11 protein-coding genes are annotated in these 15,003 nt (G+C 64.5%); 7 read left to right on the top strand and 4 right to left on the bottom strand.

All coding sequences use genetic code 11. The features are described from left to right. The first annotated feature begins 26 nt into the window (after positions 1 to 26). Together AB1451_00775 and treY are read left to right on the top strand one after the other, a co-directional pair. The gene (locus tag AB1451_00775) at positions 27 to 1,670 is read left to right on the top strand and encodes a putative maltokinase (GenBank protein ID MEW6681446.1); all 1,644 of its coding nucleotides are present in this window, start codon (positions 27 to 29) and stop codon (positions 1,668 to 1,670) included. Continuing rightward, entirely contained in the window at positions 1,667 to 4,576 is a 2,910-nt protein-coding gene (gene treY, locus AB1451_00770) for a malto-oligosyltrehalose synthase (protein ID MEW6681445.1), read from the top strand. Before AB1451_00775 ends, treY begins: the two co-directional genes overlap by 4 nt. 52 nt (positions 4,577 to 4,628) lie before the next feature. Here treY and nhaA read toward each other — a convergent pair whose 3' ends face one another. From nhaA to AB1451_00750, 4 genes are all read right to left on the bottom strand, one after another. Next, the gene (gene nhaA / locus AB1451_00765) at positions 4,629 to 6,032 is read right to left on the bottom strand and encodes a Na+/H+ antiporter NhaA (GenBank protein MEW6681444.1); all 1,404 of its coding nucleotides are present in this window, start codon (positions 6,030 to 6,032) and stop codon (positions 4,629 to 4,631) included. A 96-nt stretch (positions 6,033 to 6,128) separates the two neighbouring features. Then, positions 6,129 to 6,752, bottom strand: coding sequence for an SRPBCC family protein (locus tag AB1451_00760; protein ID MEW6681443.1), 624 nt, complete (start codon positions 6,750 to 6,752; stop codon positions 6,129 to 6,131). Positions 6,753 to 6,791: 39 nt separating this feature from the next. Continuing rightward, positions 6,792 to 7,850 (bottom strand): lytic murein transglycosylase, encoded by a 1,059-nt coding sequence (locus AB1451_00755; protein MEW6681442.1) that lies wholly within the window; start codon positions 7,848 to 7,850, stop codon positions 6,792 to 6,794. A gap of 132 nt (positions 7,851 to 7,982) precedes the next feature. Continuing rightward, a complete protein-coding gene (locus tag AB1451_00750) occupies positions 7,983 to 8,927 on the bottom strand; it encodes a GGDEF domain-containing protein (protein MEW6681441.1) in 945 nt (314 codons plus the stop codon). 133 nt (positions 8,928 to 9,060) lie between these two features. On the opposite strand from AB1451_00750, the gene AB1451_00745 reads away from it, so the two are divergent. From AB1451_00745 to AB1451_00725, 5 genes are all read left to right on the top strand, one after another. Then, entirely contained in the window at positions 9,061 to 10,095 is a 1,035-nt protein-coding gene (locus tag AB1451_00745; GenBank protein MEW6681440.1) for a hypothetical protein, read from the top strand. Beyond that, positions 10,092 to 11,117, top strand: coding sequence for an ATP-grasp domain-containing protein (locus tag AB1451_00740; GenBank protein ID MEW6681439.1), 1,026 nt, complete (start codon positions 10,092 to 10,094; stop codon positions 11,115 to 11,117). Before AB1451_00745 ends, AB1451_00740 begins: the two co-directional genes overlap by 4 nt. Before the next feature lie 143 nt (positions 11,118 to 11,260). Next, the gene (gene dnaK / locus AB1451_00735; GenBank protein ID MEW6681438.1) at positions 11,261 to 13,129 is read left to right on the top strand and encodes a molecular chaperone DnaK; all 1,869 of its coding nucleotides are present in this window, start codon (positions 11,261 to 11,263) and stop codon (positions 13,127 to 13,129) included. Between the two features lie 24 nt (positions 13,130 to 13,153). After that, on the top strand, positions 13,154 to 14,254 hold the full coding sequence (gene dnaJ, locus AB1451_00730) for a molecular chaperone DnaJ (GenBank protein ID MEW6681437.1): 1,101 nt from the start codon (positions 13,154 to 13,156) through the stop codon (positions 14,252 to 14,254). Between the two features lie 111 nt (positions 14,255 to 14,365). Beyond that, positions 14,366 to 14,989, top strand: coding sequence for a hypothetical protein (locus AB1451_00725; GenBank protein MEW6681436.1), 624 nt, complete (start codon positions 14,366 to 14,368; stop codon positions 14,987 to 14,989). Positions 14,990 to 15,003 lie beyond the last annotated feature (14 nt).

Genomic DNA, 15,003 nt, shown 5'->3' with positions numbered 1-15,003 from the left:
CACTCGTCGAGACGCGGAACTTGACCATGCCGTCCGTCCATCGCGCACCAGGCTTACCGAGCGGTCTTCACGCGGACCTGATCCGGGAACTCCCCGGTTTCCTGGCCCGTCAACGTTGGTTCGGCGGAAAAGCCAGATCGATCCACCGGGTCAGCGTGCTGGACACGGTTCAGCTCACGACAGCGCCCCGCAGCCACCTGATCGTCCTGAAGGTCCGGTACACCAGCGGTCCTCCGGAGCGCTACCTGCTTGCCCTCTCGTGCCGCAACGTCCCGATGGACGATGGCAACGCCAGCGGACGCCCCCCGCTGGTAAAATCCCGCACGCGTGGAAACCGGGTGATCGTCTGTCACGACGGCCTCTACGACCACGAAGTCCACCGGCGACTGCTCGCGCTGATCACGCGCCGGCAACGGATCCGCGGGGGGCATGGATCGGTTATCGGCGAACGCGGTCCCGCATTGCCGCGCGTCCTTGCGCAGCATGAGGAGCGTGACCTCCCGAGCGCCTGCCGGGTTCTGGGGTCCGAGCAGAGCAACACCGCGTTGCTGTACGGCGACGCGCTGTTTCTCAAAGTCTTCCGAAAACTCGACGAGGGGATCCACCCCGACGTGGAGTTCAGCCGCTTTCTGTCCGAGACCGCGGCGTTCACCAATGTTCCCCCGTTCGCCGGAACGATCGAGTATCAACGCCGCGGGCACCTCCCCGTGGCGCTGGGGGTGCTTCAGGGATTCGTCCCCAACGTCGGCGATGGCTGGCGCTACGCCCTGGAACTCCTCACTCCCTATTTTGAACGGGCGGGCTCCGCGTCACTCCAGCGACGCGCTCCAGGGGCGCCCGCCTCTCCGTTCACTGTCGCGCGAACCGGATGGTCGTCGGTCGAGCAGCGCCTCATCGGAGCTGAGGCCACGGAGATGGCCGTGCTCCTGGGGAGGCGAACCGGCGAGCTGCATCGCGCACTGGCGGCCGACCGCCGTGACCCCGCGTTCGCTCCGGCGCGCTGCACCCTGGCCTATCAGCGGGCGTTGGCACGGGACGGGATCGCCCGGGCCAAGGAGACGTACCGGTTGCTCAGCCGTTCACTGGCCGGGCTGCCCGTTGCGTTGAAGCACGAGGTGAGGGCCACGCTGCGTCTCCGAAACGAGTCGCTCGCAAAAATCCGCAGACTGGGCGCCGTCCGACTCAGCGCGCCAAGAATTCGATGCCACGGCGATTATCACTTGGGGCAGGTGCTGTATACGGGGAACGATTTCGTCATCATCGATTTCGAGGGAGAACCCACCAAGCCGCTGGCGGCTCGCCGCGGCAAACACCCTCCCTTGCGGGATGTGGCGGGCATGATGCGGTCGTTTCATTACGTGGCCTACGCGGCCCTGTTTCAGCGAGGGGAAACGGGACGGCACCTGGCGGACCTGTGGCCGTGGGCCCACGTCTGGTACGCCACGATGGCGGGCGTCTTCTTGCGCGCGTATTTCGACACACTCGCCCGCTCGTCGCTCCTTCCCGAGGACCCGGCGGAGACCGTGTTCTGGTTGGAGACGTTTCTGCTCGACAAGGCATTGTACGAGGCCGCGTACGAGCTGAACCATCGTCCCGACTGGCTCCGCATCCCCTTGGCGGGGATCCGTGAGGTCATCACTCGATCCGGCCGCGGTTCGTTGCGAACATGAACGCCCCCCAGCCGCACGCTTTACGGATTCCGGTTTCGACCTACCGGGTGCAGTTGAACCCGGAGTTCGCGTTCGCCGACGCGGAACGGATCATTCCGTATCTTCACGCCCTCGGCGTGACAGACTGCTATACGTCTCCCTACTTGAAAGCCGTACCCGGCAGCCGCCACGGTTACGACGTGGTCGATCCCACGACGCTGAATCCCGAGTTGGGAACCCAGACGGACTACAATGCGTTCGTTGCCGCACTGGCACGCCACGACATGGGACACCTGCTTGACGTGGTCCCCAACCACATGGGCATCGCTGCGTCGGCAAACGCCTGGTGGCTTGACGTGCTCGAAAACGGACCGAGTTCCCGCTACGCCGCGTTCTTCGACATCGATTGGCACCCGCTCAAACTCGAACTCAATGAGAAGGTGTTGCTCCCGATCTTGGGCAATCAATACGGCATGTCCCTGGAGAACCAGGAGATTCTACTGGGATACTCGGACGGCACCTTCGTGATCCGGTACTACGATCACACCCTGCCGGTTGCGCCGAAATCCTACACCCGTATCCTCACCCATCGGCTCGACGAGCTGATCGCGGCGACAGGTGCGGAGAATCCGTCCGTCCAAGAACTGCAAAGTATCGTGACCGCCATCGGGCATCTTCCCGCCAGGAGCCAGCAGGACCCCGCGAGCGTGGCGGAGCGTTATCGCGAGAAGGAGATCATCAAAAAGCGCCTGGCGGCCGTGGTTCGGGAGAGTCCCACGGTCGCGCGCTTCATCGAGGACAACGTCCGCGCATTCAACGGCGCAAAGGGCCAGCCTGGAAGCTTTGATTCGCTCCACGCGCTGCTCGATGACCAAGCCTACCGCCTGGCGGACTGGCGCGTCGCCTCGGAAGAGATCAACTATCGGCGATTCTTCGACGTCAATGAACTCGTCGCCCTCCGGATGGAGCACCCCGATGTGTTCCAGAAGACGCACGCGCTGATCTTTGAGCTCATTCGTCAGGGGGCCGTCACCGGGCTGCGGATCGATCACGTGGACGGGCTCTACGACCCCCGCGATTACCTGCGCCAACTCCAGGCATCGGCCGTCTCGGCAACCACGCCGCACGAGACCGGGCGCCCAGTCTTTGTCGTGGTGGAGAAGATCCTGGGAGCCTCCGAACGCGTTCCCGAGGACTGGCCCGTGTACGGGACCACGGGCTATGACTTCCTGAATCTGGTGAACGGACTTTTTGTTGAGGGCGGAAACGAGCGCCTGATGAGCGACATCTACGGCCGATTCACCGGCGTCCGTACGCGGTTCGACGAACTTGCGTACCACAGCAAGCAGTTGATCATGCAGACGTCCATGGCGAGCGAGATCAATGTGCTGGCGCACCACGTGAATCTCTTATCGGAGCGCAACCGCCGATTCCGCGACTTCACGCTGAACAGTCTCACCCACGCGATCCGCGAGATCATCGCTTCCTTTCCGGTCTACCGTACGTACGTCACGCCGGATCCGAACACCCCGGTCAGTGACCGGGACCGCGCGTATATCCGACTGGCGGTCGCCAAAGCGAAACGACGCAATCCCGCCCTCAGCGGTTTGGTGTTTGACTTCGTGCGCGACCTCCTGCTGAAAGCATCCGATGAAGGCACTCCGACGGACCGTGACGAGCGCGTGGCCTTCTTGATGAAGTTTCAGCAAACGACCAGCCCGGTCACCGCAAAGGGCGTCGAAGACACCGCGCACTATGTCTACAATCGGCTCCTCTCGTTGAACGAAGTCGGCGGTGACCCGGAGCGGTTCGGCGTCGAGCCACGCGCCTTCCACGACGCCATGCTCGAACGCGCTGCCCGCTGGCCGTATGCCCTCTCCATCACTTCGACGCACGATACCAAGCGCGGTGAAGACGTGCGGGCCCGCCTTAACGTCCTCTCGGAGATCCCCAAAGAGTGGCGCGCGCGGCTGGGGCGCTGGCACCGGCTGAATCGGAAGAAGCGAATCGTGGTCGACGACCAACCGACTCCGGACCCCAACGAAGAGTGTTTTCTGTATCAAACGCTGATCGGCAGCTGGCCCTCGGGCGACGTCTCCGGAGCGGCGTGGGACGCGTTTCACGATCGCATCCAGCAGTACATGACCAAAGCACTGAGGGAAGCCAAAGTCCACACCAGTTGGATCAACCCCAACCAGCCCTACGAGGACGCGGTCGCCCGATTCATCTCGACCATCCTGGACCGCGGCTCGGCTCGTGCGTTTTTGGAAGATATTGCACGGTTCGTCGCGCGTGTCTCGCCACTGGGCATCTACAATTCGCTGGCGCAGCAGGTCTTGAAGATCGCCGCGCCGGGCGTCCCGGACTTCTATCAGGGAACCGAGCTCTGGGATCTCTCCCTGGTCGACCCCGACAACCGGCGCCCTGTCGAGTTCGAGCGTCGAGTCTCCCTCGTCGAGGACCTGCAGCAGAGGTCGGCCGCGGGCAACCGACGCGCGCTGGCCGAAGACCTCGTCCGGACCAGGACGGACGGTCGGATCAAGCTGTTTGTAATCATGACCGCCCTCCGGTATCGGCGGCACCACGCGCCGCTGTTCCTCGATGGCTCGTACGTTCCGTTGGACACGGTCGGGGCACGGCGCCGGCACGTGGTCGCTTTCGCCAGAACCCACCGAGATCGGATGATCATCGCAGCGGTTCCGCGTTTGGTGGCGACCCTCCTGCCCGATGCCGATGCGCTGCCGCACGGCTCCGCGGTGTGGGGGGACACCGGGATCAGGCTTCCGCCCACTCGCCCCGACTCCACCTTTCACAATCTCTTCACCGGAGAACCGGTGACGGCGACGATCATCGACGGACAGCCTGCGCTGCGGGCATCGGAGGTCTTTTCCACGTTTCCCGTCTCGCTTCTGGAAGGCCGCACCTGACCGCCGGACCGCCACCAGGGCAGGGCGCTCGGTTGCTCGAACGCCGTGACGCTCACCGTCCCCCTGTCTTCTCGACCGCCTCCCCAGGCCGTGACGCCCCGAGCGGAGCGCGGGCGTGACCATCCGACGCAGTCTCAGGGGTGCGGGTCCCGCCGGCCCGCGTGCGGCTCAGGATCGCCCATCCGGTCAATCCGGCGACCAGCGATGCGCTCAAGATTCCGAGTTTGGCCGAGGACAACAACGCGGATTCGGCGAACGCCAGGTTCGCGATGAACAGCGACATGGTGAACCCGATGCCGCCCAGCCACGCCGCGCCGTAGATGTGGCGCCACCCCAACTCCGACGGCAATGCGGCGAGACCCGCTCGGACCGCGCCCCACGCAAACAAAAAGATCCCGACCTGCTTGCCGACCACCAGCCCGAAGAAGACACCCAGCACGACCGGATCAGCCAGCAGTTCAAGCCCCAGCCCCGAGAACGAAACGCCGGCGTTCGCCAGCGCGAAGAGCGGCATGACCACAAACTGCATCCCGGGATGCAGTGTATGCTCCAATCGCTCCATCGGGGTCTGAACGTGAATCGTCCCGCTTTTCAACGCCTGCAGCGCGGATTGATGCGCTTCGGAGATGAACTCGTCCTCCCGGGAGTGCCCGGCCCGCTCGAACTCCTCCAACGTCGCGCGGCTCTGCGCCAGGAACTGATCGCTGTCGAGACGGGCGCGCGACGGGATGGTCATCGCCAACAAGACGCCCGCGATCGTGGCGTGGATTCCGGATGAGAGGACCGCGAACCAGAGCCCCAAGCCCAAGACCCCGTACACCAGCGGGTGCCGCACGCCCTGCCGGTTCAGTTCCATCAGAACCACGAGAATAATGAGGCCCGGGAACACGCTCCCCCAGTTGATGGTCTCCGTGTAGAACAAGGCGATCACCACCACCGAGCCCAGGTCGTCCACGATCGCCAACGCGGTGAGGAAGACCTTGAGCGAGAGGGGGACACGCTTGCCCAACAGCGTCAGGATACCGATGGCGAATGCAATGTCCGTCGCCATCGGGATGCCCCACCCGCGCGCGGTGGGGGTCCCGCCGTTGAACAGCGCATAGATGGCGGCGGGAATCGCCATCCCGCCGACCGCGGCCGCAACGGGAAGCGCAGCATGTCGGGGGGACGCGAGTTCGCCCACCAAAAATTCCCGCTTGATCTCCAGGCCGATGACGAAGAAAAAAATCGCCATCAAACCGTCGTTGATCCAGTGGTGGAGAGACAGCGTCAATATCCAGCGGCCCGCGCCGATCGTGACGGGCGTTTCCCAGAGGTGTTCAACCGCTCCTGCCCACAAGGAGTTCGCCGCAAGAAGAGCGAGCAGCGAGCACCCGAGGAGGAGAACGCCCCCCGAAGACTCGAGCTTGACGAATCGTTCGAACGGCCGCAACGAGCGTTCGATCAGAGTCGGCATGGAACGATTATCCGGTTGCACGCTCAACGCAATCGAGCGTGTGCACGAAGAGTGAACAGCGGAGGGATTTTACCAGAAACAACTCGGACGGACCGTTCAGGTTTCCGGCGTGGCGCTCTGGATGCGGGAGGAGAATTCGTCGAGCCGTTCGTTCAGCGCCCTTCCCGCAAGCGGTTTGGCCACAACCAACGCCCACCACCGAGCCAGCGCCCCGCTCGCTCGAAAGGAGGCGGTGATCCGAAGGCGACACGCGTGATCGGCCACGCGTTCGAGGTCCACCTCGACTCGGCCGTCCGAGACCGGCAGAGTCCACCCATCGAGAGAATCCGTCAGGTGACGGTGAGCGTACCGCGAGCCCTCCGTCCACTCCGTCACCTCCACGTCGCTGACAAGCTCTCGCCCTCCGGGAAGAACGCTCACAATCCGGCGTCGACTGCCCACCCCTCCGCGGAGATCGTTGGTTACGATAACCGTTCGAATCCACGGAAGCCACTTGCTCCAGCGGTCGGGTACCACCAATCCCCGCCACACCCGCTCCGCGGGCGTAGGGATGACAAGCTCGGCCCCGATATGGTAGTCCGCAGGCAGGAACCACCCGACGATGAACGCGACAGCCGCCACCGCCAGGACGGCCGCGCCGACCCAAAGCGCAACGCGAGACACGCGCCGAGGCGCCCGGTAGGAGGGACTCCCGCTCGAATCGCCAAGCCGCGTCTTCATCGTCCCGGACACGCTCCGCAGTCGCTGCGCAACCCGGACTTATGCGCTGCCCGCCAACCCGCCGTACAACTCCGCCAGGTCGGCCACCACCAGCGCGTAGTTCACCGAGCGATTGTACCGCAGAAGCGTGTGGAAGTTGGGCAGGAGCGCCACGGTCCGGCGGCCCTCCTTCCACGCATAGGCGAACAGCGACACCTCCTGATCGAGCTCCGAGGGGCGCAGATCAGCGCTCCACCCGCCGCCGAGATCGGGCAACTCTTTGAGACGAACCCTCCCCTCTAGTCCCTGATCGAGCAGGTCGCGGATCCGGCCCTGCTCTGGGTCCACGTTCACGTAGAGGCGTATCTGCTCGCCGGAGCGCCACCCGTGAGCAATGAGGAAGTTCGCCACGCTCGCTGCGATGTCACCGTCAGACCGCCACAGGTCGCGCCGGCCGTCGCCGTCATGGTCAACCGCGTAGTTCCGGTAGCTGGACGGGACGAACTGCGGCGTGCCCATCGCCCCTGCGTAGGAGCCCTTGACGTCCAGCGGGTTCCATTTTTCCTCGCGACACAGCAGGAGAAACTGGATCAATTCGCGGCGCGCGAATCCTTCACGCCGCCCGACCTCGGAGAAGATGGTATTGAGGGCGTCGAAGACCCGATATCCACCGTCGGGGCGACGGCCGTACCGCGTCTCAACTCCCACAATCGCGGTGATGACCGCGGGATCCACCCCGTACCGCTTCTCGATGGTCTGAAACAGCCCGCGCCGCTGGCGAAGGTAGGTCACCCCGCCGCGCGTCAGGTCCGGCGTGACCAGCCGGTGGAAATACTGCTCCACCGGCAAGCGCTCCGGAGCATGTTCGAAGAGACCTCCGATCTCTGATCGCAGTCGTGCCTTCCCGAACAGCGCGGCAAGGGCATTCCGCTCGAAGCCGTGTTCGCGTTGAAGTTCGTCCAAGAGTTCGAGGTATTTGGGCGTGTTCAGCGCGGGCGCGTCGGATGGGCCCGGTGGATGCGCCTCGGCCCGCGGCGCGTACCCGAGCCACGGTGCGGCCAGCACCCCGAGCCGGGCCAGCGCCCGTTGCAGGAACGCGCGGCGAGTCTCTTCAATCACGCAGTGTCGTCGACGTCGGCTCGGCAGAGCGACCTCGTCTACCCTGCCACCCGGGCGCGCGCTTGTCAATCCGCCTGGACGAAATGGCCCCGACGGTACTCCGAAAACTGCGACGGGGCAGGGAAGCGCGCGTTAGGTCGCGCTAAAGCAGACGGTTTGGTTCCGGCCGCGTTGCTTGGCCGCGTACAGGGCGCGGTCGGCATGACCGATCAACACGGGCGCCGCTTCCAAACGTTCGGACAGCTCAGCGATTCCGACGCTGATGGTGACGTGTATCCGCTGCTCTCGAAACTCAAACCGATGCGCTGCCACCGCGGAGCGGATCCGTTCGCCGACCGTGAGGGCTTCCTGCTCGTTGGTGTACGGCAGGATCAGGCCAAACTCTTCCCCTCCGTATCGTGCGAGGAGATCGGTGGGTCGAAACCCGTGTTTCAGGAGCGAGGCGATCTCCTTGAGCACGAAGTCGCCGGCTTGATGCCCCCACTCGTCGTTGACCCTTTTGAAATGGTCCACGTCCACCATGGCGACCGAGAGGGGCTCGTGGAGGGCTCGGCAGCGCTGGAAGATCCGCTCGAGATAGTCCTCCAGAGTCCGTCGATTCAACAGCCCGGTGAGCCCGTCAAGCCGGGCCCGGTCCGACATCACGTTCACATACAGGCTCTCGGCGCTGTCCGGCGCCACGTATTTGAGCACCGAGCCGCCGATCCACAACAGATCGCCGTCTCTGAGTTCGCGTTCCGTGATCTTCTGCTCGTTGCAGTACGTGCCGTTGCGGCTCCCCAGATCCCGAAGAATGACGACGCCCTCAGGCGCGACCAGCAGTTCCGCGTGCCGCCGGGAGACCAACGCGTCATCGAAACAGATGTCCGCATCCGCCTGTCGGCCGACCAGGTACCGGTCCTTGGCCAGAGCGATCTTCTCGCCTATCGACGCGCCGCTGATCACGACCAAACACGCCAGATTTCGGACTTTGCGGTTGAGCCGGCGCTTTTCGGACGCGTCGGCCATGCCGACCGTGGTTTCATCGGCGTGACGGGCGTTGCGGGTAGACCCAGATGATTCGGGTGTCGCGGTCATGACCGGGCCAAGACGTTCGGCTCCACCATACCAGCGGCACGTCATCTGTCAACGCGGGGATGGCCCCACGGTGACACGCTCCGTCGGTCCGTAAACCTGTTAAAATTGACCGCGTGTGCAACGCAGCGAGCTGATGGAGCCCGACACTCCGACCCTTGAGCCCGAGTGGGCCTCCTGGCCCGACGAGAAGCTGCTGGATCTGCGGCTGTGCGATCTCCACCTGTCGATCGACAACAGCTCGCTGGTCGCGCGACTCGACCAACTGGCTGCGGAGTTGGCCGGCCACCGGCTCCTGTTCCGCCCGCACGTGTGGATCGCGGACGAGTGGTTCACGCCCGACGGGATCCCCGGAATCGCGGTTCCCTTCTATCTGGTCCACCCCCGGCTCGCCAAACTCGAACTTCAACAAATGCTTGAGGTTGAAGGCGGCACCCCGGAATGGTGCATGAAAATTCTCAGACACGAGGTTGGGCACGCCATCGAAAACGCCTACCGGTTACGGCTGCGCAAGCGGCGCAAGCAGGTGTTCGGGAAATCCAACGTGCCTTACCCCACTTATTACACGCCCCGCCCCTACAGCAAACGATTTGTCCTGCACCTGGACCTCTGGTACTCCCAGAGCCATCCGGACGAAGACTTTGCCGAGACGTTCGCGGTGTGGCTCGACCCGAACTCGGACTGGCGAACGCAGTACGCGGGCTGGCCCGCGTTGAAAAAGCTTGAATATGTGGACGCGCTGATGGGCGAGCTCGCGGACGTTCCGCCGCCGGTGGCTCGCACCGACCAGGTCGATCCTCTGCCGTCATTGACCAAGACCCTGCGCGAGCACTACCAGAGTCGGCGCGCGCACTACGGCCTGGAACACCCGCACTTCTACGATCAGGATCTCAAACGCCTCTTCGTGGACGCGGCGTCGGCCAACGGCGCGATGACCGCGGCGCACTTCATCGCGCGCCTGCGCAAGGAAGCGCGGCGCAGAGTCGCGGAGCGGACCGGCGCGTACCAATACACCATCGACCGATTACTGGAATCCATGATCGCGCGCTGCCGTGAACTCGACCTGAGACTGGCCATGGCGCCCGAACAGGCTAAACTGGACTTCATGCTGTTGCTCACGGTGCAGACCATGAACTTCCTGCATAGCGGTCGTCACCGCGTAGCGTTATGAAGAGGCTACGAATCGCGGCGCTAATGCATGAGGACCTGATCCCGCCGGAGGACGTCACGGGTATCGACCTCAACACGGTCGAGTGGAAGACCGAGTACGACGTGGTCAAGGCGTTGCGTTGCATGAAGCACGAAGTCCTGCCGGTCGGCGTGCGCAGCGACCTGGGCGTGCTCCGGAAACCCCTCGAGGACTTCAAACCCGACATCGCGTTCAACCTGCTCGAGGAATTCAACGACGTACCGTTGTGGGATCAGAACGTCGTCTCGTTTTTGGAATTGATGGGCATCCCCTACACCGGCTGCAATCCGCGCGGCCTCATGTTGGCCCGAGACAAAGGGCTTTCCAAGAAACTGCTCTCGTACCATCGGATTCCGTTCCCGGATTTCATGGTGGTGCCCATCGGGCGCAAGCCCCGTCGGCCCAAGCGTCTCGAATTTCCGTTGATCGTGAAATCCGTGTGCGAAGAGGCCTCGCTCGGCATCTCACAGGCTTCGATCGTGGCCGACGACGAGAAGCTGCGCGAGCGCGTGGCGTTCATGCACCAGAACGTCAAGACGCCCGCAATCGTGGAGCGCTACATCGCAGGCCGCGAATTGTACGTGGGCGTGTTGGGCAATGAGAAGCTGCAGGTGCTCCCGGTCTGGGAACTGGACCTGAGCCGCATGCCCGAAGACGCACCGAAAATCGCCACGCAGCGGGTCAAGTGGAGCCTCGCGTACCAGAAGAAGTACAACATTACCTCGGGCGTGGCCAAGGACCTCCCCAACGGCCTGCCCGACCGTATCCACCACCTGGCCAAACGCGTCTATCGCGTCCTTGGCTTATCCGGCTACGCGCGCCTGGACCTGCGCCTCGACCCGGAGGGCCACGTCTACATCATCGAAGCCAACCCCAACCCCCAGATCGGCGACGGCGAAGACTTCGCCGAATCCGCCAAGCGCGTCGGCCTGTCGTACAAAGCGCTGATGCAACGCATCCTGACGCTGGGCCTGGCCTGGCGGCCGGACCGCCTGGCGGCGTAGCTCCCGGACGTCCGGTTCTCCCAGGTCCCCATCCCTCGTTCTGGCTATTCGCGCTACTCGGAAGGAGGATAGACTCCACTCCCGGCTTGTGCGATTCTGCCAACTGATCCTTGTTTCGCACGTCCCACCCCGGGAGATCGTCAATGCTTGTCATCGGTATCGACCTGGGAACGTCCAACTCTTCCGCCGCGGTCTTGCGCGGCGGCCGGCCGGTCACGATCCCGAGCGCGGAAGGCGTGAGCCTGGGCGGCAAGGCCTTCCCGAGCTATGTGGCCGTGACCGCAGATGGTCAGATGATCATCGGCGAGCCCGCGCGACGCCAAGCCGTGGTGAACCCGGAAGGCACGGCAACCGCATTCAAGCGCCGCATGGGCCGGCGTGAGACCATCCGACTACGCGACCGTGAGTTCTCGCCCGAACAACTTTCAGCGTTCCTCCTGCAAAAGATCAAGCGGGATGCCGAAGCGTTTCTCGGCGAGCCCGTGACCCAGGCCGTCATCACCGTTCCCGCGTACTTCGACGACAACCAGCGAAGCGCAACCAAGGACGCCGGCCGCATCGCGGGGATCGAGGTGTTGCGGCTGGTGAACGAGCCGACCGCCGCGTCGCTCGCGTACGGTCTCGACCGCCTCGGCCAGGAATTGCGAATCCTGGTCGTCGACCTGGGCGGCGGCACCCTGGACGTGACCGTGATGGAGTTCGGCAAAGGCGTGTTTGAGGTCAAAGCCACCAGCGGCGATACCCAACTGGGCGGGACGGACATGAACCAGCGCCTCCTGGCCCACCTCTCGGATCGGGTGCGCGACCAACTCGGCGCCGACATCCGCGGCGACCGCAAGGCCGAGGCGCGGATGCTCGAAGCGGCTGAAATCGCGAAGATCGAACTCTCGAATACGATGACGACGCGCGTGAGCCTCCCCTACCTGACCGCGGTACGGGGCGAGGCCAAGCATTTCGAGTACGAGCTCACGCGCGCGGAGCTGGAACGCGTGGTCCGCCCCGTCATCGAGCGCTGCCGCCCGCCCGTGGAGCAGGCGCTCCGCGACGCGGGCATCACGTCCAAGGACATCGACCGCCTGATCTTCGTCGGCGGTCCTACTCGGATGCCCGTGGTCCGCACGTTCTTCGAGGACTTGCTCGGCAAAAAGGCCGAAGTCGGGGTCGATCCCATGGAGTGCGTGGCCGCCGGAGCCGCGATCCAGGCTGGCGTGCTGGCGGGCGAGAAAGGATTGGGGGAGATCGTGTTGGTCGACGTCACGCCGCTCACCCTCGGCGTGGAGACCCTCGGCGGCGTCGCCACGTCGCTGATCGGGCGCAACACGCCGATTCCGGTTCGGCGCGCCGAGACCTTCACCACCGCCGCAGACATGCAGACCAGCGTGACCATCCACGTGTACCAAGGTGAGCGCCCCATGGCCGCCGACAACACCACCTTGGGCACGTTCAACCTCGATGGCCTCGCGCCCGCCCCGCGCGGCGTGCCCAAGATCGACGTGGCCTTCGACATCGACGCGAACGGCATCCTGAATGTGTCGGCCAAGGACATGGCGACCGGGAGATCGCAATCGATTCGGATCACTGGCTCCACCAGGCTCTCCGACGAAGACAAGCGTCGGATGATCCAAGAGGCCGAGCGTTACGCTGAGCAGGACAGGAAGCGCAAGGCCGACGCCGAGGCCCTCAACGCCGCCGACAACCTCTGCTACGAAGCCGATAAGACCTTGGCAGAGTTCGGCGACAAGCTGGCCCCGGAACTTCGGGCCCGCATTCAGAAGGCCGTGGCGGACACCAAAGAAGCGTATACCAAACGGGACGCCGCGCTCGTCGCGCAACGCACCGAGACGCTCAAGCAAGCGCTGCAGGAAGTCGGCAAGGTCGTCTACGCCCAAGCGGCCGCAGCGGGAAGACCATCACCCGCCGGCGGACCCACGCCGGGTGCGCCGTCCCCCGAGGGGATCGGCCCACACGAGCGAGTCGTGGACGCGGAGTACACCGAGACCAAGAAAGGCTAACCGCCTCCCGCGGGTCGACCACCTATGGTCACCGCGCAACGCGACTACTATGAAGTCCTCGGGGTGGCTCGCGACGCCGACCGGAAGGCCATCAAAGACGCCTTCCGCGCGCTCGCACTCAAGTACCACCCCGACCGCAACAAGGAGCCCGGTGCCGAAGAGCAATTCAAAGAAATCGCCGAGGCCTACGCGGTCCTCTCGGACCCCCAGAAGCGCGCCGCGTATGACGACAGAGGTTTTGCCGGGGTGGCGGGCTTCTCGCCCGAAGACCTGTTTGGCGGCGTCGACTTCGACACACTGTTCTCGGGATTGGGGTTTGACTTCGGCGGCGGTCTGTTCGACCGATTCTTCCGCCGGAGCGCGGGCCCGGTTCCCGGCGCCAACCTCGAAGTGGAACTGGTCGTGCCGCTCGCTCGCATCGCGTCCGGAGGCGAAGAAACCGTCCGCGTGGCGCGACTGACAACGTGTTCCGCATGCCGCGGCTCGGGGGCTGCGCAAGGCACCGCCCCGCGCAGTTGCGCGAAGTGCACTGGAACGGGCCGGCAGGTCACCAGGCGCCGCGAGGGCGGCATCAGCATGCAACGAGTCACAATGTGCCCCGAATGCGAAGGGCGCGGCACCATCATCGATCACCCTTGTCCCGCGTGCGCGGGCCGCGGCGAAGCCCCCCAAGAGGAAACGCTGGCGATCAAGATCCCACCGGGGATCGACGACGGCATGGCGTTGCGCGTGGCGGGGCACGGGATGCCGGGCCCCAAGCCGGGAAGCCCTCCGGGGGATCTCTACGTGGTCGTGCGCACGGCTCCCGACGCGCGCTTCGAGCGCCGCGGCGCACACCTGTGGCGAACCGAGACGATCGACGTAGCCGACGCCGTGTTGGGAACCCGCGTCACCGTGCCCACGTTGAACGGCTCGGCGAGCGCCACGATCCCTTCGGGAACCCAGCCCGACACGGTCATGCGGCTTCGCGGCAAGGGGCTCCCGCACTTCGGCGCGACGGGCCGCGGCGACCTCAATATCCGCATTCGGGTGAGAATCCCGGAAAAGCTCACACGCGCCGAACGAGAGATGTACCAGCGTCTGCGCGACGCGGCAAGGAGCGCGGCCAAAGGCGGCGCCGTCTAATTCGAGACTCGACATCCGGGACCCTCCGTGAATCGTCGAAACAGCAAGCAGCATTCGACGCTCGTGCGCGGTGCGATTCAGGCCCTTTTGGGAGGCGCTCTTCTCATCGGTATGATGGTCGCTCCGCGCCAGAGCCTCGCGAATTCCGATCTCCTGGGAGCCGAGTACGGTTTCACGCTGGGAGGGACCAGCGGTCCCTTTCGGACCGACTATGCCCTTTACTTCAACGGGTTTTTGGACCTCCCGATCACGAAGTCGGATCCGTTGTTCGGCCAGAAATTCATGGCGGAGTTGATGTTCGGGCATTCGAGGAGTCGCGCCACGGTGCCCCCGATCGTGTTCAGCGGGGTGACGATCACCGATTTCGAGATCACGACCTTTCAGGTCCTTCTCGGCGGGAAGTACAAGTTCGACAAGTTGGGGGAGCCCGGAAGCGTCGCCCGCAGGTTCCAGCCGTACCTCACGTTGGGAGTGCTGTTCAATCTCTTTCTATGTCGAACCAACGAGAGGACGGACAGCGAATCGGCCTGCGGCGCAGGACCGCTCCCTCCAGAGCTGGGCGAGAAAGGGGTCCCGGTGGGCGGAGGCGACGTCAGGTTCGACTATAGCCTCGGGGGAGGCGTGGATTTCTTGTTGGCCAGTCAGTTCTTTGTCGGGGTGGCGTTGCGGCAAAGCTTCAGCAGTGCCGACGCGCGGTACACGATGTTCGGCGGCACCGCCGGATTCCTTTTCTAGCCCGCACACCGTTG

Source organism: Nitrospirota bacterium, assembly GCA_040757335.1.
Taxonomy (GTDB): domain Bacteria; phylum Nitrospirota; class Nitrospiria; order 2-01-FULL-66-17; family 2-01-FULL-66-17; genus JBFLXB01.
Note: the sequence above shows the minus strand (reverse complement) of the source record. Positions and strands in the feature narration are given on the sequence as shown.